Here is a 12,888-nt window from a genome sequence, read left to right as displayed (position 1 = left end):
ATGTGTGTGCCATGGTTCATATTTCCGGGACAGAGGTTTGGGATATGCTGGAACCTTGGCAAGCAACTTACTGGAAGATTTTACCTAGAGGTTACATAGTTCGCTACCAAAGTAGGCAAAGTGATTGGCATATTGATTCAGATACTTCACCAGAGTGGATTGAAGCAAATGACCAAGCTAATGAATGGGAATTTATGAAATGGTATACAGACCCTGAACTTGAATAAAAAGGATGATGAAAATATAAAATCCAGGTGTTATAAGTTAAACCAAGAATTTAATATAGGACTAGTATTTGATTTTGAAATGCACGTAGTGAACCCTCCAGGCTAAAATAGTGCAGTGCATTAGACGTAGACGTAGGTTGGGTGGAGCGGAGCGCAACCCAACATATATCAGGATGTTGGGTTACGCAAAGCCTCCACCCAACCTACAATTTTTTTGCAACATTTTAGCCAAGAGGGTTCACTACAAGACTACCGAGATTTTTTCAGAAATCAAATATGATTCCTATAGTAGAGATTGAGTTGACATTGGGTAAAGATGTATACTTTATTTAATATTTCAATTAACTGCTTATGGGACAATATCCACTCCACAATGTTCTAGAAGCCCGTGCCCGTTTAGGTGAAGGCCCCATCTGGGATTCTACCCAAAACCTACTGTACTGGGTCGATATTTATAACCATCGGGTGCATCAGTTCAATCCTACTACGGGGGAAAACTGCTTTTTTGATGTAGGAGATGTCGTCGGTGCGATCGCAACAGCAGGTGCAGATAGATTAATCATGGCACTGCGTCATCACTTGGCATTCCTCAATACCCAGACAGGTGAAGTTACGCCAATTTTGGAAATTGAAGGAAATTTACCAGATAATCGTTTTAATGATGGTAAATGTGACTCTCAAGGACGTTTTTGGTTTGGCTCAATGTGTTCTTTGGAAAAACCCTACGCTAGCCTTTATCGCTATGACAATGATGGTTTATTGCATGTGATGGAAACGGGATTGACTATCTCTAATGGTTTAGGGTGGAGTCCAGATCAAAAGACATTTTACTTAACAGATTCTCCTCAGCAAAAAATATATGCTTATGACTTTAATTCAATAACAGGAGACATTAGTAATCGTCGAACTTTTATTGATTTAACTCATGAATCCTTCCATCCAGATGGGTTGACAATAGACAGTGAAGGACATATCTGGTCAGCTATGTGGGGTGGATGGTGTGTGATTCGTTTCAATCCCAAGGGTGAAGAGATATTGCGGATAAAGCTACCCGTGCAAGTGCCAACTAGCTGTACTTTTGGGGGCGAAGATTTGCAAACACTCTACATAACTACTGCTTCAGTTGGATTAAGCCAAACAGAAATCGAAAAAAGTTTCTACTCTGGTGATTTTTTTGCCCTCCAAACTGATGTTACTGGATTACCTAATTATGATTTTTATCAACTATAGAAACCTTCAGGTAATTAAATTATTGTGCTATATTTTCTTCTCTCCAAAGTGCCACTTGTTGTTTAAGTTCTTTCATATCTAAAGAATCGCTAGCAAAAGCTTTTCGTAAAAGTGAATGAGGAATAAATTGATCGTATTTTTGAATTTCCGGTGCTTCTGAAGTACTGAGTAAATCTTCTGAGGTAATTCTTTGTTCACACAATGAATCAATTTCGTGATAAAGATATTTAAATTTATCCTTACCTAATTTAATTGTTAAATAATAAGGATTTAGTCCGCCAATACTTGTAATTTCCAAAGATTCTCGACAGTAAGAGTTGAGTAATCTTTCTAAAGTGCGATAAGCAACCGTACCCATCCAGGGAAAAATGCAGCATTTACCCTTTTCTAATTGCAATATATTTTGTTTATCTAATCCTACCTGCTGTACCAATTGGTGAACTTTAAATAAACGTTGCAAAGCATTTTTTTGCAAATAGCTGTACTCGACATTCTCAAATAGAACTTGTTGCATTCGTTGTAAAACTTTGGTGTGAATAGTGCCACCACTACCACGCCAATAAATACTAGCTTTTCCCTCGGACTGTTTAACAAAAATAGCTTTCTTTTTAAAGTCAACTTCTATAACTTCCCAAGTTCTCCCAGCTAAAGCAAATTGATTTCCAACAGCAGGCGGCGTTACGATACTGCCAATTTGCGTTGCACCTTGCTTAACAATATATTCTTGCTGTTCAGCAAAGACAGCATAAAACTGAAATTTTCTCACAATCTTTTCTCCTGCCAAACCCAGGATTAATTTACCTTGCTCAGTATGCTGAATATGACCAATATCAATTAAATAGCGGAGCAATAATTGAAAATCTTCTTTGAAAATAGCAACAAAGGGCGGCAAGCTAAAAATTTGTTTAGCTAAGGCATTAGGTGAAATTTCCCCTGCTGCTGTTAAAATACTCATTGTTTGGTGATAAAGCAAACTCAAAGGATATTTAATCGGTCTGATTGGTTCAATCCATTGCTCCTCTAAATAAAGTTGAATGATAGCAATAGACTGCAAAAGTTGCCAGGGTATTTGCTCTGGTAAAGAAGCTTCTGATAATGGTTTCTCTTCAGCACAGATAAAGCGCATATCGGCAGCTTCACCTCTTCTGCCACTACGTCCTAAGCGCTGTAAAAAGCTAGCTACAGACAAGGGTGATTCTAACTGAATAACTCGCTCTAAATGACCGATATCTATGCCTAATTCTAAAGTCAGAGTGGCGGCAGTAACTGCTGGATTGTTGGGTTCACGCATCGCATTTTCAGCAGCTTGCCGCAAGCTAGCAGATATACTCCCATGATGCACATGATATATATCTGGTAGCCTTTGTTCTGTGGCAATTTGCCGCAAAGATGCTATTACAGATTCAGTTTGCGTGCGATTATTAGCAAATATCAAGCATTTCCTAGATTGGCTAAGGTTAAAAATATATTTTTCATAGACTGTTGCCTCTGATTCATCTACTTCATCAGTAATATAAAAATGTTCTACAGCTAGTTTAATTTGGCGTTTTATGCCGTCAGTTTGCGGTGTAATTACTGGCTTATCTGTTCCTGAACGCAACCACTCTTCAGCTATTGAGTAATCGCCAAGAGTTGCCGACAAACCAATCCGGCGCGGTTGCTTTTGCGTCAACTTTGCTAAACGTTGTAATTGGCAAATAATTTGACAACCGCGTTCGGAACCCATAAAGGCGTGAATCTCGTCAATGATGACAAATCTTAAATCACCAAATAAGCGAAGGAGGTCGTTATGTTTGTTGATTAACAAGCTTTCTAGGGATTCTGGTGTAATTTGTAGAATACCTTGGGGATTTTTTAAAAGTTTGTTTTTTCGAGTTTGAGAAACATCCCCGTGCCAGTGCCAAACTGGAATATCTGCTTCTTTAAGTAAGTTGTTGAGGCGCTCAAATTGATCGTTAATTAAAGCTTTGATTGGACTAATATATAATACCCCTATAGTTGCAGCAGGGTTAGCATGTAATAAAGTCAAAACTGGTAGAAAGGCTGCTTCTGTTTTACCCGCAGCAGTTGCAGCAGTAACTAGCAAGTGAGCGTCAGTGTCAAATATAACTTGACAAGCGGCAATTTGAACTGGTCGTAATTCAGTCCACTGGTGATGATAAATATATTCTTGGATGAAGGGTGCAAGTCGGTTAAACGCATCACTCATATTTTTTATGAATAATAATTAGTAATAGGTAGTTATACCAATCCTAAATCAGATATGAAAACTTCTCGTTTTTTCTTGGCGCTCTTCTCTGCGAGACGCTACGCGTTGGCGAAGCCTCTCGCAGAGAAGGCGATTCGTTAATTTTCACCAATAATTTAGAACTGTTATAGATAAATCTCTGAATTAAATAGGTTTTAAAAAATTTTGCCGATTTTTCCTCCTGTTGACTCAAGACAGATGAACATCTATAACTCAAACTGAAGTAATAGGAACAAGTATATAAATCAGGCAAAACCTATGAATAAATATAAGGAAATATTACGAGTCATCCTTGCTATATGCATCATTGTGGTTGGAGTGACACACTTTCTTGTCCCAGGAGAATATGTCAAAATTGTGCCGCCGCAACTACCTTACCCTTTAGGATTAGTTTATCTCAGTGGCTTCTATGAAATTTTAGGTGGTATCGGTTTATTAGTCCCGCCTGTAAGTCAAGCTGCTGCTTGGGGACTTCTTGCTCTTTTTATCGCTGTTTACCCTGCGAATATTAATATGGCGCTTAACCTTATTAAGATTGAACATATACCAAATTCACCTTGGGTACACGTAGTCAGGCTGCCCTTTCAAGCAGTTTTAATTGCTTGGGCTTGGTGGTACACGAAATCTTATGATGGGGAAAAACAAGCTTCTATTATTCCCAAGTCGCTCATTCCTAAAGAACTAAAATTGAAGTAAGTGCGTTTTTTATATTTGAATTATGCGCGTTGCAACTTTGTTTGGGATAACACTCTTGTTAGCAATAAGTATTGGAGGAGTTACTGTTCCGGTGACTCAAGCAGTGCAGCTCAGAGATGGCACAGTCTACTTTGTCGAACCGCCAAAACTTGTTAAAGCTACAACTACTTACAAAGAAGTGAATGTTTGGGGCGGGACTTATTATTTTATTATTAACGTGCCGGAGAATGCTGGAGAATCGCTCCAGAAGGTAACGATCGCCCAGAAGGAGGGAGCAGAAAACATCGACTACAAGCTTAATGATACCCGCGCATTTGTCGGAACGAGCGATCGCCAAGAATCTCGGCTAACACTAGGCCCAGTCACAGCAGAACGCAAGACACGAACTGTTACTGTGAACTTTGATCCACCTGTGACTCCGGGACAGACAGTTACAATCGCCCTCCGCCCTGTGAGTAATCCCAGCTTTTCTGGTGTCTACTTATTGGGTGTGACAGCGTTCCCAGCAGGTGAAAAATCCCACGGACAATTTCTCGGCTTTGGACGGTTTCAGTTTTACAGCAATAGAAGTAGCTCGTGGTTTCCATAACTATTACAGCAGCTTGTTGTGAAATTGCGTAGGCGCAGCCCGCCGCAGGCATCGCAAATATTTATTTCCAGATGATTTGTAAATTTAAAATAAATCCTGGTAAAACATCTTCTCCTGATAATTCTTGTGGAGATGCTAGTATTTCGATTGGTTTACCAATACGATAAATTTCTAGCTGACGCATTTTCGGATTAATTAACCAGCCTAATTTAACTCCGTTATCGATATATTCCTGCATTTTTGCTTGCGTTTCTCGCAAACTATCGCTTGGTGACATTAACTCTAAAACAAAATCTGGTGCGATCGGCAGGGCAAACGCATCTAAATTACTCTTGATCACAACGAAGGTTAAGAACCAACGAAAAAATAGGGATTTCGCGTTTGATTATTTTTTAAGCCCCAAAACAATCGCCTAATTTTTTCGCAATAAGTAAGACCTAATGACATTAACTTTAACTCTATTAAGAATATAGGCTGCTTATTGACATGATGCGGCCGCCCTGGTGCGATCGGCGGAAACTTTTCTTGTTCTTCGGGTGTGAGTGCATTCCATCTCTCTTTTCTTATCCAACCTACATCAGGAGAACGTTTTGCACCATTGGGAAGCTTAAAGCAGGTGGAAGAATCAAAGCAAATTCCTAGTTGAGTTTGGCGATTCCAAATTCCAAACTCAACAGAAATTTCAAAATTATTATTTCCAGTTTCTTTGCCTGTCGCTGGCATTATTAGTAGTTTTCCCTCTGCATTCCGTTCAAATTTGACTTCTGGGTTTTCCCGACAGAGTTGATAAAATTGGTTGTCGGTGAGTTGAATAATGGGGTTCAAGTTGACGGTAATAGCTGTCATGGGGATTATCTTGAAGATGACATTTTTAAACCAGTAGAGTGGCTTTTTCTTAAATTCTACTAACCAAGTCAAATAACCTGCTTTAATACAAAATAGCCACTGTATCGCATACCTGCTATGTCCGCAGACTATCTGACACCAGAACAACGTGCATTCATACCCCGATATCGAGAAAAATGGCAACACATTGGGCTATCCACTGAACGCATCAACCAACAACACGCTACCGATGCAGTTCGAGCAATATATACTGCACTAGAACTTACGGAACCTGAAATAATTATTGTTGATAGCCCTAACGCTGTGTTGGACTACATCTGGAATTTGTTTAAAGTTAATTCCTATACAATTCTGGGTGATGCCATAGATAGTTCCTATTGGAGCAGAATCTACAGTAATTTACAATCAGATTTGCTCGTGCGACTAGCCGTTGATTTACAAACAAATTTACATCCATTGTTTGACAATTATTTGGCACAAGAGTATGCCAATTTACTTCAAAACCAGCTAGAGAAACAGTGGCGAGGTGTTTTTGAAAAACACTTTGGTAAAGGTGATCGCCACTTTCTTAAAAATATATTTTCTTCCTGCCTAAAACCTGAAACTTTAATTGCAGGAGGTAGTTATTTTGATTTTTGTATTTATAGTTTAAACTATGACAAATTTAAAAACAAATTATTAATTTTAGAAGAGTTGGTTAAGAATTGCGGCTGGACTTTCCTTTTTAAGAATATTGCGATTATCTCCAACCATTCGACCACAATTAGTATTGATAGCAACAACCATCTCCACGCCGAAGATACACCTGCTATAGCGTTTGCAGATGGATATAACTTGTATGCACACCACGGTAAACTACAGCTAGAACACACGCGTAAACTCGATGATATTGGCTGGGTAAACTTATTAGAAAAAATGAACACAGTCGAAATTGACTCCTGGGAAGAATACAAGTTGTTACGTATCGTTAGAGAGCGAGTTAATGTCCAGCCTATGCAGTTCCTCAAAGCTACAAATCCCAATACAGGGGAAGTGCGCGTTTCTAGGGTGTCTATGCGGTTTGCATCTGCTATTGAGGCGGTACGTTGGGTAAACCAAGGCAGAACTAAATCAGAGTCATGAGTCAAAATATTGACGCAGCTAGGATTTCTATTATTATTCCGACTCTTAATGAAGCAGAGAATATCAAAGAGGCAATTGCAACTACTCAACTCGGTATAAATATAGAAGTCATTGTTGTAGATGGTGGCTCTAATGATGATACTGTAGCGATCGCTCAGTCTTTAGGTGTCAAAATTATCTCATCGTCTCCCGGTCGTGCTGTGCAAATGAATAGGGGTGCTGTAGCTGCTACCGGCGAGATTCTGCTGTTTCTCCATGCAGATACCTGTTTACCGACTGGGTTTGATGACATGGTTCGCACAGCCCTACAACAGCCTGGGACTTTAGCTGGTGCATTTAAGTTGCGGATTGATGCATCACTTTTAAGTTTACGATGGGTGGAGTTGGGTGTAAATTTGCGATCGCATTTTTACCAAATGCCTTATGGCGACCAAGCAATTTTTTTAACAAAAGCAGTATTTCAGCAAATTGGCGGTTTTCCTGAATTGCCTATCATGGAAGACTTTGAACTCATGCGTCGGTTAAAACCCATCGGACAAATTGTAATTATTCCTACACCAATTGTTACCTCAGCCCGTAGATGGTTACAAAAGGGAGTGTTTAAAACTACGCTACTCAATCAAATAGTAATTATTGCTTATTTACTCGGCATTTCACCTAAGCGAATTTGTCGCTGGTATCGCCAAGAAAAGTTTAAGAGAATTTAAGCTGTTTCTCATATAAGTAGTATATTTTAGGGGCAGTAGATTCAAGGTGTAAGTTTCAACATTGAGCCTCAGAAGGTCAAAGTTATAAAAATGAAGAGGTTAACTCAGAAACTTGCATCAGTCTCGACGACCGCCTCAGAATGAATTCTGAGGCTTATAGCTAAAGTCTTCTAAAGAAGACTGAGTAAGAGTTGTAGTCCACGTTTAGTGGACTTGGGCTATAAGAAAAGAGAATTTATTCTCAGGCGGGATAGGCAGGTGCAATAAAGTGTGGCATTAGAAGAAATAATAACCAATGACAAAACTAATAATTATTCAGATATTTAAAAGTATTGATGCCAGAAACTTGCAGAAGTTTTTTAGCCTAAGTGGATTAATATTACTAATATTGGCGATGTCTACGACAGGCTACGCCTACGCTTTCGCATTAAACACAGACCCAGCTTTAGCACAAGAATCTACAAATCCAAATTCTTTCAATCCTCAAGCCATCTTACGGGACTCGTTGCAGTGGATTGATAGCCTGAGTGCGCTGGGAGCCATAGCTTTTATTGCTCTTTACATTATCGCTAGCGTCGCTTTTTTCCCAGGTTCTATTCTCACCTTAGGGGCTGGTGTGATTTTTGGTGCAGTTTGGGGTTCTCTCTACGTGTTTATCGGTGCAACCCTTGGCGCTACTGCTGCTTTCTTAGTGGGACGTTATTTAGCAAGGGGCTGGGTTGCTCGGAAAATCGCAGATAACAAAAAATTTGCCGCCATTGACCAAGCGGTTGGTAGAGAAGGATTGAAAATTGTCTTGTTAACGCGACTATCCCCAATATTTCCTTTCAATTTATTAAACTATGCCTTTGGCATCACAGGAGTTTCACTTAAAGATTACTTCATCGGCTCTGTAGGCATGATTCCCGGAACCATTATGTACGTTTATATTGGTTCCCTTGCAGGTAATCTTGCCATGATTGGTACTGAAGCTCAACCTAACAACCCAACTTTACAATGGGCAATTCGGATTTTGGGTTTGATTGCTACAGTAGCTGTGACAGTTTATGTCACCCGGATTGCACGCAAAGCTTTAGAAGAGGAATTATAAGGACGCACAAATTGTACATTTTTACTGTAGTCTATTCAACTGCAAATTGCTCTGAATTATCAATTGTTGAACTGCTTATACAGGAAAGCTTCAATTGTATCTGTCAATTCCCAAACGGACAAAACAATTCAAAGGCTGTATTCCTTATTAAACAAGCATAAAAAATAAAAGACTGAGCCGCCTAAATTCATCAGGATTCTTAATTTTGAATTTTGAATACCCCCAAAAGGCAGTTGAATTTAGTATTTTCAATTCTTAAAAAAGGTTTTGCTAATGACCAATTCAGATTTAGAGAGAGTTACTGTTCGCCCAACGGATGAGTATAACCAAAAGTTGGTGTCTTACGTTCATCCGCCAAATTGGGTTAATCCTCAACCCGCAGATATTTACGATTTGGTAGTAATTGGTGCTGGTACGGCGGGGTTAGTAGTGGCTGCGGGTGCGGCGGGTCTGGATTTGGGTTTAAAAGTGGCGATAATTGAAAAGCATCTCATGGGTGGAGATTGCTTAAATGTTGGTTGCGTACCATCTAAAACTATTATTCGGTCTGCTCGCGTTGTTGGCGAAATTTGGGATGCTCAAAACTTGGGTGTTAATATTCCCCAACATAATATTGATGTTGATTTTCCCAAAGTCATGGCAAGGATGCGGCGGATAAGGGCTGGTATCAGCCCTAATGACTCGGCGGAACGGTTTCAAAACTTGGGTGTCGATGTCTTTTTGGGTAGCGGTCGATTTGCAACTAAAAATACTGTGGAAGTTGGCGACAAAACCCTCCGGTTTAAAAAAGCTGTAATTGCTACTGGCGCAAGAGCTGCACAATTGGCGATTCCGGGAATTGAAAAGGCGGGTTATCTAACTAATGAGACGGTTTTTTCCCTGATTCAACGACCGGAACGTTTAGCGGTGATTGGTGGTGGCCCCATTGGTTGCGAATTAGCGCAAGCTTTCCGGCGTTTGGGTTCTGAGGTGATACTTTTCCATAGCGGTTCTCATCTTCTAAATAAAGAAGATGCTGAGGCTGCTGAAATTCTCCAAAAGGTTTTAATTAGCGAAGGAATTCGCGTGGTATTGAATTCTAAGTTGGAAGAAGTGGTAACTGTTACCGAGGGGAAACGGCTTTACTTTTCCTCCAATGGTCATCGAGATTCGGTGACAGTAGATGAAATTTTAGTCGGTGCGGGGCGATCGCCAAATGTTGAAGGTCTGAATTTAGAAGCAGTTGGTGTAGAATATGACAAGCGCCAAGGTGTGAAGGTAAATGATTATCTCCAGACGACGAATCCCAAAATTTATGCAGCTGGCGATATCTGCATGAACTGGAAGTTTACCCATGCTGCTGATGCTGCGGCGCGAATTGTGATTAAAAATACGCTGTTTTCTCCCTTTGGCATAGGACGCTCGAAACTCAGTAGTCTGGTGATGCCGTGGGTAACTTATACTGATCCAGAAATTGCCCATGTAGGCTTATACGAACACGAGGCGCAGAAATTGGGTATTGAGGTGACGACAATTAATATACCTTTTAGTAGTGTAGACCGAGCGATCGCAGATGGCGAAGAATCAGGATTTCTCAAAATCCACCATAAAAAGGGGTCTGATGAAATTATCGGTGCAACTATTGTCGCCAGTCACGCCGGTGAGATGATTTCAGAAGTAACTACGGCAATGGTGAATAAAATCGGTTTGAGTAAGTTAAGCAGTGTAATTCATCCTTACCCCACTCAAGCCGAAGCGATTAAAAAAGCTGCTGATGCTTATCGTCGAACCCTCTTGACATCAAATACTAAAAAATTGTTGGGATTTTTAACAAAGTTATCTTGAAGAAGTATTCAGAAGTCAGTCAAAATTCATTCTGAATTCTGACTCCTGAATTCTGTTCGCTAACTAATAATTGTTATCTAAACAGCTCGGAAGCGATCAATCTCACCCCCGGTCAAGTTTGCATAGTAGAGATTACCATCCTTTCCAGTGGTGATTTGTGTAGGGACTCCTAAATTTGGTCTGTCTGCTTGAGAAGCAAACCGCTTAACTGAGACAAGTTTCCCCTGACTATCTAATGTCAAAGCGTCGATAGTTCCTTGACTGAAATCACCAACGAATAATGCACCTTGATAGATTGAGGGAAAAGTATTGCCTGTGTAAAAGTCACCCAAGACGATGGAATTAGAACTAAAATGCTTATAAGTGTAAGCTGGTGCTGTAACAGCTTTGCCACTATTATAGAAGGCTTTCGCTGCATCTAAATTAGAATACTTTGGTTGTTTCAGATTGACGATATTGCCATTTGTATCAAGACCACCTTCATAGAATGGCCAGCCAAAGTTAGCTCCTGGTTTTCCGATATTGACCTCTTCGTAAGAATCAAAGCCAACATCACCAATTACGGGGGTATTGGTGTTTTTATCAATTGTGAAACGGAAGGGGTTACGCAAACCTAAGTTATAAACTTTGGAACTATTGCTATTAGGATCGCCGTTATAAAAAGGATTACTTGATAAACCTTGACCAGTAATTGCATCAATCCGCAGGATTTTGCCGGACAGATTATTGACATCCTGAACACGAATTACTCGCGGATCTATGCCATTGTAAGAAGTACCATCTCCTAAGCTTACAAACAGAGAACCATCGGTGCCAAAGCGCACAGAACCAACTGAGTGAGATTCACTATCGTTAGCTATAAAATTTTGGACATTTTGGACTTTATCGAGATTATTGAGATAATCCTGTAAGCTGGTAAACGCCTTACCAGTATCTTTGTTGATAATTCCTGATGGTGCGTAGCCAAGTGAGACATTTGTACTATTTCCATCTGGGTGGCTAATATTCTCCCAAGTGCCATTAGTACCTAGCAGCACAACTTCACTGCCAGCAATAGCAGTAGTGTAATTAGTCTTGGGGTCAGCTTCTACCCTAATTAGCCGTGCAGTCCGATTCCCATTCTGATCGGGATTGTCTAATGTACTATTGGGATTGTTTTTAGAGTTGCTTGGATTGGTTTCTGGTGGATCGTAGGTATACAACAGGTAAACGTAGTTTTTGGGGTTTGTGGCTTTGCCAAAATCTGGATGTACGGCTATTCCTAAAAGACCGCGATCGCGCGTATCATTAACCTGTCCAGAGATATCGATAAATGGTGTTGATAATAAAGTGCCGTTGTTCAAGACTCGCACTACCCCATTTTTCTGGGCAATGAACATGCGGTTACCGTCAGATGTCCAGTCAAAAGCTGTAGGTTCATTCAAACCAGAAGCTACTGTCTCTAAAGCAAAGTTACCAGCGTCATCATCAATAATAGTGATAGTTGTCTGTTGAGTATTTAACTGTACTCCAACTGCGTTACTGAACTTCAAAGTAAATGTTTCATTTACCTCGCCAATGGTGTCATTCTTAAGGGCGATAGAAATAGTTTTACTGGCTTGTCCTGCTGCAAAGGTCAAGGTTCCAGATCCATCGTGGTAGTCAGATCCAGCTTTAGCAGTCCCATCCACGGTTATGTAGTCTAGGCTAGCAGTCCCCGAAGTGTTACCCCGTGTAACTGTCACCGTAGCAGTACCGTCACCCTCATTAACTACTGGCTGAGTGAAATCAAGGCTAGAGTGATCGTTATCTTGAATCGTAATTCCGAGAGTTCTTTGAAGTCCTAATGTTGCTCCCTCTGTCTGATCGATGACAAAACTAAAGGTTTCATCTGCTTCTGCGAAGGAATCGTCATTGATTGGAATGGATATCTGTCTACTGCTTTGTCCTGGTGCAAAAATAAGTGTTCCAGCGCTTTCGGTACCTTCACTTCCGTAGTCAACTCCTGCTGTGGCAGTACCAGCTAAGGTTGCATACTTGATTGAAGATGTGCTGCTTAAATCACCAGTTCTCAACAACGTTATGGTCACATTATCAGCACCTTCGTTGACAGTCATGGAAGATGATCCTAATGTGATAGCGGTTTGAATATTTGGTAAATTTGGTGAATACAGTTGTGACTGAGGAATAATTTGTTTGGTCTGAGAGGAACTTGACCAAGACAGGTGAGAAACTGCATCGTATTTATTTTCGTAGTACTCAAGTTTAATATCGTACTTCTGTCCTGCAACCAGTGCGATCGCACCACTGTATTCTGTAGCAGATTGATT

The 12,888-nt window shown here is 40.3% G+C and carries 11 protein-coding genes and 1 pseudogene; 8 read left to right on the top strand and 4 right to left on the bottom strand.

The genetic code is table 11. The annotated features are described in order from the left end of the window. Window positions 1-11 precede the first annotated feature (11 nt). Window positions 12-227, top strand: a complete 216-nt coding sequence (locus V7K25_RS27815) for a hypothetical protein (RefSeq protein WP_335162611.1) — start codon at window positions 12-14, stop codon at window positions 225-227. 351 nt (window positions 228-578) lie between these two features. Next, entirely contained in the window at window positions 579-1,457 is an 879-nt protein-coding gene (locus V7K25_RS27810; RefSeq protein WP_335162609.1) for an SMP-30/gluconolactonase/LRE family protein, read from the top strand. A gap of 19 nt (window positions 1,458-1,476) precedes the next feature. Here the strand turns inward: V7K25_RS27810 and V7K25_RS27805 are convergent, their stop codons facing one another. Further along, on the bottom strand, window positions 1,477-3,666 hold the full coding sequence (locus V7K25_RS27805) for a DEAD/DEAH box helicase (RefSeq protein WP_335162608.1): 2,190 nt from the start codon (window positions 3,664-3,666) through the stop codon (window positions 1,477-1,479). A 297-nt stretch (window positions 3,667-3,963) separates the two neighbouring features. On the opposite strand from V7K25_RS27805, the gene V7K25_RS27800 reads away from it, so the two are divergent. Beyond that, window positions 3,964-4,401, top strand: coding sequence for a DoxX family protein (locus V7K25_RS27800; RefSeq protein WP_335162606.1), 438 nt, complete (start codon window positions 3,964-3,966; stop codon window positions 4,399-4,401). Window positions 4,402-4,423: 22 nt separating this feature from the next. Further along, entirely contained in the window at window positions 4,424-4,990 is a 567-nt protein-coding gene (locus tag V7K25_RS27795; protein ID WP_335162604.1) for a DUF2808 domain-containing protein, read from the top strand. Between the two features lie 61 nt (window positions 4,991-5,051). Here V7K25_RS27795 and V7K25_RS27790 read toward each other — a convergent pair. Further along, window positions 5,052-5,297, bottom strand: a pseudogene (locus tag V7K25_RS27790) (Uma2 family endonuclease); the annotation flags it as partial. Window positions 5,298-5,338: 41 nt separating this feature from the next. Next, window positions 5,339-5,836 carry a Uma2 family endonuclease gene (locus tag V7K25_RS27785; protein ID WP_335162602.1) on the bottom strand — a complete coding sequence of 166 codons (498 nt, stop codon included), beginning with the start codon at window positions 5,834-5,836 and terminating at the stop codon, window positions 5,339-5,341. A 117-nt stretch (window positions 5,837-5,953) separates the two neighbouring features. Between V7K25_RS27785 and V7K25_RS27780 the strand changes: the two genes are divergently transcribed. The 4 genes from V7K25_RS27780 to V7K25_RS27765 all read left to right on the top strand — a co-directional run bounded on the left by V7K25_RS27780 (window position 5,954) and on the right by V7K25_RS27765 (window position 10,579). Next, window positions 5,954-6,958, top strand: coding sequence for a DUF6745 domain-containing protein (locus V7K25_RS27780; RefSeq protein ID WP_335162600.1), 1,005 nt, complete (start codon window positions 5,954-5,956; stop codon window positions 6,956-6,958). Beyond that, entirely contained in the window at window positions 6,955-7,665 is a 711-nt protein-coding gene (locus V7K25_RS27775) for a TIGR04283 family arsenosugar biosynthesis glycosyltransferase (protein WP_335162598.1), read from the top strand. Before V7K25_RS27780 ends, V7K25_RS27775 begins: the two co-directional genes overlap by 4 nt. A 394-nt stretch (window positions 7,666-8,059) precedes the next feature. Continuing rightward, window positions 8,060-8,755, top strand: a complete 696-nt coding sequence (locus V7K25_RS27770; protein ID WP_335162685.1) for a TVP38/TMEM64 family protein — start codon at window positions 8,060-8,062, stop codon at window positions 8,753-8,755. A gap of 273 nt (window positions 8,756-9,028) precedes the next feature. After that, a complete protein-coding gene (locus tag V7K25_RS27765; protein ID WP_335162596.1) occupies window positions 9,029-10,579 on the top strand; it encodes a mercuric reductase in 1,551 nt (516 codons plus the stop codon). 77 nt (window positions 10,580-10,656) lie between these two features. On the opposite strand, the gene V7K25_RS27760 is transcribed toward V7K25_RS27765, so the two are convergent. Next, on the bottom strand, window positions 10,657-12,888 hold a 2,232-nt coding region (locus V7K25_RS27760), incomplete at its 5' end, for a Calx-beta domain-containing protein (protein WP_335162594.1).

The sequence above is a fragment of the Nostoc sp. genome (assembly GCF_036919495.1).
GTDB lineage: Bacteria > Cyanobacteriota > Cyanobacteriia > Cyanobacteriales > Nostocaceae > Nostoc.
This window is presented reverse-complemented; position numbering and strand designations above follow the sequence as displayed.